Source organism: Gaiella sp. (assembly GCF_039915195.1).
Taxonomy (GTDB): Bacteria; Actinomycetota; Thermoleophilia; order Gaiellales; family Gaiellaceae; genus Gaiella.
The window spans coordinates 1-8902 of record NZ_JBDSNT010000143.1; the positions used below are offsets into that span (position 1 = coordinate 1).

The window sequence follows — 8902 nt, forward strand, 5'->3', positions numbered from 1 at the left end:
GTGTTGTCGGCCGTCGGATCGTCCGCGATCAGCGGCGCTTCCCGATGGCTCGACGCAGTAGCGCTCGACGGCGAGTTGCCGACGAGCGCAGCTGCAACGGCGGCGGTCGCGACAGCAACCACGAGCCCGAGCAGTGCGATGATTCTCTTCTTCATTGTCGTGCTCCCTTCCCAGCTTCCGTTTGCCCCCTATTCGCGGCGCGAACGAGGTCGGTTCGGTCGGAGTGGGGCACGGTGCCCCACCCCGACCAGGTGGTGCTAGGGCTTCTGGAGCCCCTTGGTGTTCGCAAACCCGCTCTCCGGGTCAGCGATGTAGGGGAACGAGCCCATCAGCTTCGCGTCGTCACCGTTGACGCCGTCGCCGAGAGGGAGCTTCGTCCCCTTCAGGAACCCGCCGACGGCCTGCTCTGCGATGTCGATCACGTCATCGCCGAGTCGTCGGCCATTCGGCCAGCCCTGCGTGTCGCCGCCCAGAACACCGAGGCGGTTAGGACTGGCGGTCACCGGAATCCCGAGGTTGAGACGGAGGACATCCGCCAGCTTCGGGCCCGTGTAGTTGAGCTTCGGGACACCCGTGAGCAGGACTGCGACGAGGTCGTCACGGCCTGTCTCGGGCGCGCCGAGCTTGTAGAGCTTGTTGATCACCGCGGCGAGAATCGGCGTCTCGTGGTACTTCTTGTACGCCGAGTCGTTCCACGGCTGCTGCGCGTTCCAGATGTCCTTCAGCCCGGTCGGGATGATGACCTCGTTGACGAGCGGGTTACCGAGCCGGTTGACCTGCACCCAGCCACCGCTGTTGCGGGTCTTCTGACCACGCGTCGTGACCTTCTTGCGCTCGACCGACGCCCAGATGCCGACGGTGCCGTTCTTCGCCTTGAGATCGGCGATCGGAACCTGCACGCCGATCGTGTGCACGCCGTAGCCGGCGAAGAAGTCCTTCCCGCCACCTGCGTTACCCGTACCCTTGCGAATCGCGACCAGGTCGAAGATCGCGCCGATATCACCGAAGAACGGGTCGTCACGCTGACCGGCGAAGGCCTTCGAGGCGCCACCGTCGAACGAGACGATCGACTTCGACACGAGCGAGGGGTAGTTCGGGGTCGAACGCGGCCCGATGTTGTTCGGAGGCGTCGTCCCCCTCGCGATCACCGTCGTCTTGCCACCCGCAACCCTCGTCACCGTAAACGGCTGAGCGGTGTCACCGAGGAAGAACGGGCCGGTCTTCCGGGTGAACTGGAAGCGGTAGATCACGTTCGGCCTGACATCGCCGTCCGTGTCGATCTTGATGCTGTACCGAGCGCCGGGCGAGAACGTGTACCAGTTCGGGCCCGCTCCGGGGTCCTCGCCGGGAATCACGTTCGCGAGCAGCGTGACGGTGTTCTGCTTGTCGGGGCTCCGGAAGGCATAGACGTCCGTCAGGTCGGCTGACGGGTCCTCCGCGATGAGCGGCGCCTCCCGATGGCTCGAGGCCGTGCCGGAGCCCGGTCCGATTGTGAACGCAGCAGCAACTACCGCTGCTACCAGCGCGAGGGCAAAGCCCACGATCGCTGTTGCTTTCCTCATTGCACTCTCCTTGGGTTGTTTTCGAATCGGCACTTGTTCGCACACCGCGGGCAGGTGGTTCGATCGGCCCACGTGCTGTGGAGCCGAGATCGCGGGATCGGTTTACTGCCGCGCGCGGCGTTTACTGCCGCGCGCGGCAAGGTCGCAGCTCGCCGTTGCGCCGCCGAACCGATCGAGGGGCTGCGACGAATGAGCAGCTGATGACTTCTCGTTCCTCAACGGTGGTAGCGTTGGTTGACACCCCGGTCACCTGGTCTATGCGCAAGCACCTCGCCCACCTCTCAGACGAGGCTCTCGTCGCGCTCGTCGCCCGCGGCGACGATTCGGCGCTGGCCGAGCTCTACGACCGCGTCGGCCGCGCCGCTTATGGCCTTGCCTTCCGCGTCCTCAGGGACGACCGCCTCGCCGAGGACGCCGTTCAGGACGCTTTTCTGGCCGTCTGGCGCACAGCAGCTGCCTTTCGGGCCGAACGAGCAAAAGCCAGCACCTGGATTCTCACCCTCGTCCATCGGCGAGCCGTCGACGTCGTGCGCCGCGAGGAACGACGCCGCGTCGAGCCACTCGACGACGCGACCCGCGACGCCGCGACAAGCGAGTCCGCGGAGGACGCAGCGTGGCTCGGGTTCGAGCGAGAGCGCGTCCAGGACGCACTCCGGAAACTGCCGGACGGACAGCGTGAGGCAATCGAGCTCGCCTACTACGGTGGGTACTCGCAATCCGAGCTTGCGGAGAGACTCGGGCAACCGCTCGGTACGATCAAGAGCAGAATGTTCGCCGGACTCGCGCGTCTGCGTGAGCTTCTCGACGACGGAGCTGAGGAGGGATCATGGACTCCGAACTACACGAGCTGAGCGCGGGATACGCCCTCGACGCTCTCGAGTCCGAGGAGCGAGACGCGTTCGAACGCCACCTGAGCGGCTGCGCACAGTGCCAGGAGGATGTCGCGTCGTTCTGGGAGGTCGCGGGCGCTCTCGCTGTCGTTGCAGACGGTTCGAGCCCGAGCCCTGAGCTCCGCAACCGGATTCTCGCCGACGCTCGGGCGGAGACGCAGACGGTCGTCTCGCTCGACTCGCGGCGACGGGTCTTCCCCGTGCTCGCCGCTGTCTCGGCCGCTGCGGCGGCGGTCGTGATCGGCCTCGGGATCTACGCCACGTCGCTCAATCGCGATCTCGATTCGACGCGCTCGGCACTCACCGCGCAAGAGAACGCCGCTGCCGTGCTCGCCGACCCGACAGCAACATCCGTCGCGCTCCAGTCCGGCAACGGTCGACTCGTTGTCGCAGGTGGCGGCTCGGCGGTGCTCGTCCTCGACAACCTCCCGGCAGCGCCCACCGGCAAGACGTACCAAGCCTGGATTGTCGACGACCAGACGCCCATCTCCGCCGGAACCTTCGAGGCGACCGACGATCGTGCGATCGTGCCGATCCCCCAGGCAGTGCCTGCCGGCGCCGTAGTTGCGGTCACGGTCGAAGAGGCAGGCGGGTCGATCTCGCCGACGCTGCCTCCGCTTGCTGCGTCCGAGCCCGTCTAGCTCACCTGGCACGAAGTCGTTCCGCTTCACCCCGTACACTTGTTCGCATGACCGACCTGCGGCCACGCCTGCAAGAGCTGTTCGGCTTCGCCGACTTCCGGCCCGGGCAAGAGGAGGTCGTGCGCGCAGCCGTTGATGGTCGCGACACGCTGGCGCTGATGCCGACGGGTTCCGGCAAGTCGCTCACGTATCAGCTCGCCGCGATGCTTCGTCCGCAGCCCACGCTCGTTCTCTCTCCTCTGATCGCGTTGATGAAGGACCAGGTCGACCAGCTGCCCGCCGAGATTGCGACAACCGCCACGTTCGTCAACTCCTCCCTCGAGGCCGACGAGACAGCTCGGCGCCTGGGAGACGTCGCTGCCGGACGAACGCGGCTGCTGTACGCGGCTCCCGAACGTCTTCGGAATGCGGCGTTCGTCGAGACGCTGCGCTCGATCGGCGTCGGTCTCGTCGTGATCGACGAGGTCCACTGCGTGAGCATGTGGTGTCACGACTTCCGGCCCGACTATCTCTTCATTCGCCGCGCGCTCGAGACGCTCGGCGAGCCGGCCGTGCTCGGAATGACCGCGACCGCGACGCCGGCAACCGCAACGGGGATCGCCACGGCTCTCGGTCGCTCGATGTCCGTTGTGCGAACGAGCGTCGTGCGCGCAAACCTCCGCTATGACGTCGAGGTGGTCGGCGGGAACGAGGACAGGCTCCGGATCCTCGTCGAGAGGCTTCGTGCCGTAGGCGAAGGAAGCGCCATCGTCTATGCGCGCTCGCGAGACTCCTGCGAACGGGTGGCTCGGACGTTGCGCGGCCACGGCCTAGCGATGGAGCATTACCACGCGGGCCTCGAGGGCGCCGAGCGATCCCGTGTCCAGGACGACTTCATCACCGGGCGGATCCGGGGGGTCGTTGCGACAACAGCGTTCGGGATGGGCATCGACAAGCCAGATGTCCGGTTCGTCTGCCTGTTCAACTACCCGGACTCGCTCGAAAGTTACGTCCAGATGGTTGGCCGTGGAGGTCGCGACGGCGAGCCGAGCACGACGGTGCTTCTCGCGAGCCCTTCCGACGCAACGGCCGTGCGTCGCTTCGCGGTCGGCGATATCCCTGCGCCTGATGACCTCCGCAACATCTATCGGGCCCTCAGGGCCCAGGGGGGCAAGATCGATCCGGCTCGACTCCCCTCCGGTGATCACGACCCTCGCGTACTCATCGGCATGCTCGAGCAGGCCGGAATCGTGCGCCGCGGGTATGACGCAGGTCGGACGATGCAGATCGATCTACCGGCGGTCGGCCCCGATGCCGGTGCCATCGTCGATGATCTGCTCGAGCGGTACACAAGCGAAGCGAACGCGCGGGTCGAGCGCATCGTCTCTTTCGCCGAGAGCAGCCGCTGTAGGCATGCCCAGGTGGCCGAGCATTTCGGTGAGTCGTTCGCGCCCCCCTGCGGGGCGTGTGACGTGTGCGATCCGCCACGTACCCGCTCTTCCCGTCGCCCCACGACGCCTCTTCCCGCCGACGTCGCGGGTGCGATCGTCGCGGCGGTGGCCCGGCTCACGTGGCCGCTCGGTCGCCGCTCGCTCGTAGCGATGCTGCGCGGCTCGGTGTCGGCGCCAAAGTCGGCTCGGGCGTCGGGATCGTTCGGTCTGCTCGAAGCGGCATCCGACGCGGAGGTGAAGCGCTGGATCACAGCCCTCGTCGCAAGCGGCGCGCTCGTCGAGGTCGAAACGGAGGAAGGCTATCGCGTGCTGCATGCCGAGCCGAGCGCCACTCTTCCCTCTCTCGGCCCGAAGGCGTCGGGTCCCGTCGATGATGAGGCTGCGGGGAGGCTACGCATGTGGAGACGGGACCGCTCGCAGGCCGACGGCGTACCCGCGTACGTCATCTTTCCCGATACGACGTTGCGCGAGCTCGCTGCGACGCGGCCCGAGACGCCTCACGAGCTCGCGGCGGTCAAGGGCTTTGGACCGGCCCGCATCGAGCGCTACGGCGACGACATCCTCGCCCTCCTCGCGCCGGTTGACTCCACAACGGGAATGGCCTGAAGCAATCGGCGGTTCCAGAACGGCTGGCTCGCGGCCCCTTTAGGATCTCGTGGAGCGAGCGGCAGTATTGGGGGGAGGAAAGCTGCAATACGCTAGTCCATCGCGGCTTCCCTCCCCGCTAGACTACGCGTCTTGCGGCTGCGTCGAACCACGAAGGCCCCGCGCAAGCGCGGTCGGATTCGGAAGCTGCGTCTCCTCGCAGTGCTCACCGTCCTCGTGGTGCTCTCGGGGATGGCGTTCTCGTTCGGTCTGGTTCGCGCTGTCGCGAGCGAGATCCCCGAACTCGACCCCGCAGCGCAGCGGACGGAGGTCGACGGGGTCGTCTACGCCTCGAATGGGGTCTCCGTCCTCACCGTTCTCCGCGGTGACGAGAGCCGGGTGCTACTGAAGAACATCCGCTTCATCTCGCCGATCATGCGCCAGGCGATCGTCTCGGTCGAGGATCGGCGGTTCTACGAGCACAACGGCGTGGATACCCGCGGCATCGCTCGAGCGCTCTGGCAGGACATCCAGGCACAGGGGGTCGTCGAGGGGGGATCGACGATTACGCAGCAGTTCGTCAAGAACGCCTACGTCCGGAACGAAAGAACGTTGGCCCGAAAGGTGAGAGAAGCAGCGCTCGCCTGGCAGCTCGAGCAACGCTGGCCGAAAGACCGGATCCTGCTTGCCTACCTGAACACCATCTATTTCGGCAACGGCGCCTACGGGGTGCAGCAGGCGGCCCGGACGTACTTCGGCAAAGGAGCGAGAAAGCTCACGCTGCCCGAGGCGGCGCTGCTCGCCGGGCTCCCCGCCGACCCGTCGATCTACGATCCCACCCAGCATCCACGTGCCGCGAAGCAGAGACGCCATTTCGTCCTCCGCACGATGTTCGACCAGGGCAAGATCACCGCTCGCCAGCTGCAGAGCGCCACGAATGCCCCGCTCCCGAAGGCCGGGGACGTCCGGCTACCCGGTACGCAGGGTCCTGCGCAGTACTTCGTCAACTATGTCAAGGACCAGCTGATCGCGAAGTACGGTGCGGGTCGCGTCTTCGGCGGCGGCCTCAAGGTGACATCGACGATCGACCTCGAGCTTCAGGAAACGGCGCGGAAGGCGATCGACAGCGTTCTCGAGAAGCCGGACGGCCCGTCTGCGGCACTGGTAGCCATCGATCCGCGCACGGGCGCTGTGAAAGCGATGGTGGGCGGGTCGAACTTCCGCGAGAGCCAGTTCAACCTGGCCACGCAGGCGGAGCGCCAGCCAGGCTCGTCGTTCAAGCCGATCGTGCTCGCCTCGGCACTCCGCCAGGGCATCTCACCGGTGACGACGTTCGAGTCGAAGCCCGTCGAGATCGACGCCGGCGACAGGATCTGGCGTGTCACAAACTACGAGGGCGAGTACCTCGGCCGCGCCGACCTCGCCCGAGCGATGGTCTCTTCCGACAACGCCGTCTACGCTCAGCTGACGAAGCTCGTCGGGCCGAACGCGATCGTGAAGACGGCACACGCTCTCGGGATCAGCAGCGAGCTCGACCCGTATTTCTCGATCGGCCTCGGCGCCGTGGCGGTCAACCCACTCGACATGACCCGCGCCTACGCGACGTTCGCAAACCGTGGCGTTCGGATAGACGGAGCGCTCACGAAGAACAGCCCTCGGGTGATCGAGCGCGTCGAATTCGCGCGCACCGGCAGGGTCTCCGAGAACGACCCCGTGGGGAAACCAACGATGACGACTGCTCAGGCCGACCTTCTGACGTCGATCCTCGGCCGTGTCGTCACGTCGGGGACGGGGAAGCGGGCCGCGCTCGCCGATAGGCCGGCGGCCGGTAAGACGGGAACGACCGACAACTACGGTGACGCATGGTTTGTCGGCTACACCCCACAGCTCGCGGTTGCCGTGTGGGTGGGCTATCCCGACGAGCTGAAGCCCATGCTGACGGAGTTCGGCGGCAAACCCGTCGCCGGGGGGACGCTCCCCGCGCTGATCTGGAAGTCGTTCATGACGCGGGCGGACAGGCGACTCAAGCTGGCTCCGGCACCGTTGCCCGCAACGCCGTACATTCCGGCCGAGGAGAAACGCATCGTGTGGCGGAACGGCTCCTACAAGCTCGACAACGGCTACTGCCCGGGCACGCGCGTGGTCGCCTTCTTCGCCGGACGAGGGCCTTCGGAGCAGGCCGAGTGCTACCCGAACGAGGTCACCGTCCCGTTCGTCATCGGCAAGTCGGTCTCCGCCGCGAATGCGGCGCTCGCCGAGAAGCCGCTCGGAAGCGAGCTCATCGGCGTCCCTGCGAAGCCGGGCACGCGTCCGGGGTTCGTCCTCGAGCAGGAGCCTCGGAACGGGTTCCTGTCGGCGAAGGATGCCGTGCGTCTCTACGTCAGTCGCCCCGATCCACGGTACGGACTCCTTCCGAACCTCGTCGGCTCGACTGCGACGGCCGCCCGCGCCCGACTAAGGGCGCTGAAGGCGAAGACGAGAATCCGGTACGCGAAGGGAGCAGCTGGAACCGTGCTCGAGCAGACGCCGGAGGCGGGGGTCGCAGCCGGAAAGGCACTCAGGGTGACGCTCGTCGTGGGCCGCGCGACGCCCACTCCGTCTCCCGAATGAGATAGCGCCACGGTCTGTCCTCCGCCTTCGTGATGCCGACGCGGGGCGTTGTTACGACCTCGACTGCAGCATCCGCGGGCTCGAGAGCAAAGGGCGGGGAGCCCATCGCCCGCCCGTCGTCGGCCCCCGTGATCCCGAGTGCCTGCGTCAGCTTGCCAGGGCCTGAGCACAGGTCACGGTCGTTCGGGACTCGACGCCGCTCCCGCATCTCGGCGAGACCAACGGTCGGCTCGAGCGCGCGCAGGAGCACGGCGGCGCCCGTTCCCTCCGGCTCGCAGGCCACGTTCACACACCAGTGAATCCCGTACGAGCGATAGACGTAGAGGGTGCCCGGAGTTCCGAACATGGAGCCGTTCCGGGGCGTCCTTCCCCGGAAAGCGTGGCTCGCGGGATCGTCCGGAGCGTACGCTTCCGCTTCGACGATTCGACCGCCGATACCGTCCCGCAGGATCGTCCAACCAAGCAGTCCGCGGGCGACGTCGTGCACGGTTCCCGCGAGGAGCTCGTCGAGCGTCAACTCCCGTGTGGGAAGAGCGTTGGGTGAGCCGGCGCTCGCCGACGCGAACGGTCGCCCGGCGTCTGCGAGGGCTCGGCTCCCATCTCCTCGAGAATCGTCTCTTGCGTCCGCGAGGCGACCATGGCGTTCGGCATCCCTTCGACCCAGACGAGTGTCCTGCGTCCGTTGCCGCGCTCCTCACCCACGATCGGCTCGAGGGCGTAGATCCGATCGGCCCGGGCGTACTTGCCAAACCCGAGAAAGACCATGCGCGGTGGGCTTGCCATCGTTCGGCACAGTATGACAATGGAATCGGTCTGGGACTACCCGAGGCCACCGCGCCTCGAGCCGGTGTCGAAGCGGCTGCAGGTGACGCTCGGGGGCGTTGTGATAGCCGACACTGCCCGCGGCCACCGCGTGCTCGAAACGAGCCACCCTCCCGTCTACTACTTCCCGCTCGAGGACATCACACCTGAAGCGCTCGTACCGTCCACGAAGAGGGGATCGATGTGTGAGTGGAAGGGTGCTGCATCGTACTACGACGTCGTCGGTGGGACGGGCCGTCGTGTCGAGGGCGGTGCCTGGACATACCGGTCGCCGACTCCGGCGTTCGACGCCATTCGGGACGCTGTCGCCTTCTATCCCGCTCCCATGGACAGCTGCACCGTCGCAGGCGAGCGGGTGACCC

8 protein-coding genes are annotated in these 8902 nt (G+C 66.8%); 5 read left to right on the forward strand and 3 right to left on the reverse strand.

Annotation, left to right across the window (positions count from 1 at the left end; all coding sequences use genetic code 11):
* Positions 1-257 precede the first annotated feature (257 nt).
* Complete coding sequence (locus tag ABIR74_RS13070; protein ID WP_348178836.1) at positions 258-1562, reverse strand: DUF4331 domain-containing protein; 1305 nt, start codon at positions 1560-1562, stop codon at positions 258-260.
* A gap of 230 nt (positions 1563-1792) precedes the next feature.
* Here ABIR74_RS13070 and ABIR74_RS13075 point away from each other — a divergent pair, with 230 nt between their 5' ends.
* From ABIR74_RS13075 to ABIR74_RS13090, 4 genes are all read left to right on the forward strand, one after another.
* Positions 1793-2413, forward strand: coding sequence for a sigma-70 family RNA polymerase sigma factor (locus ABIR74_RS13075; RefSeq protein WP_348178838.1), 621 nt, complete (start codon positions 1793-1795; stop codon positions 2411-2413).
* Positions 2389-3093: an anti-sigma factor gene (locus ABIR74_RS13080; RefSeq protein ID WP_348178840.1), complete on the forward strand. Its 705-nt coding sequence runs from the start codon at positions 2389-2391 to the stop codon at positions 3091-3093. The genes ABIR74_RS13075 and ABIR74_RS13080 overlap by 25 nt, the downstream gene beginning before the upstream one ends.
* 47 nt (positions 3094-3140) lie before the next feature.
* On the forward strand, positions 3141-5129 hold the full coding sequence (locus ABIR74_RS13085; RefSeq protein ID WP_348178842.1) for an ATP-dependent DNA helicase RecQ: 1989 nt from the start codon (positions 3141-3143) through the stop codon (positions 5127-5129).
* A 132-nt stretch (positions 5130-5261) separates the two neighbouring features.
* Positions 5262-7718, forward strand: a complete 2457-nt coding sequence (locus ABIR74_RS13090) for a PBP1A family penicillin-binding protein (protein ID WP_348178844.1) — start codon at positions 5262-5264, stop codon at positions 7716-7718.
* On the opposite strand, the gene ABIR74_RS13095 is transcribed toward ABIR74_RS13090, so the two are convergent.
* Both ABIR74_RS13095 and ABIR74_RS13100 read right to left on the reverse strand, forming a co-directional pair.
* Entirely contained in the window at positions 7666-8235 is a 570-nt protein-coding gene (locus tag ABIR74_RS13095) for a DNA-3-methyladenine glycosylase (protein ID WP_348178846.1), read from the reverse strand. The two genes, ABIR74_RS13090 and ABIR74_RS13095, sit on opposite strands and share 53 nt — an antisense overlap.
* A complete protein-coding gene (locus ABIR74_RS13100; protein WP_348178848.1) occupies positions 8232-8501 on the reverse strand; it encodes a hypothetical protein in 270 nt (89 codons plus the stop codon). The genes ABIR74_RS13095 and ABIR74_RS13100 overlap by 4 nt, the downstream gene beginning before the upstream one ends.
* A 19-nt stretch (positions 8502-8520) precedes the next feature.
* Here ABIR74_RS13100 and ABIR74_RS13105 point away from each other — a divergent pair.
* Positions 8521-8902 (forward strand): DUF427 domain-containing protein (locus tag ABIR74_RS13105; RefSeq protein WP_348178850.1); only part of this gene is annotated, 382 nt, incomplete at its 3' end.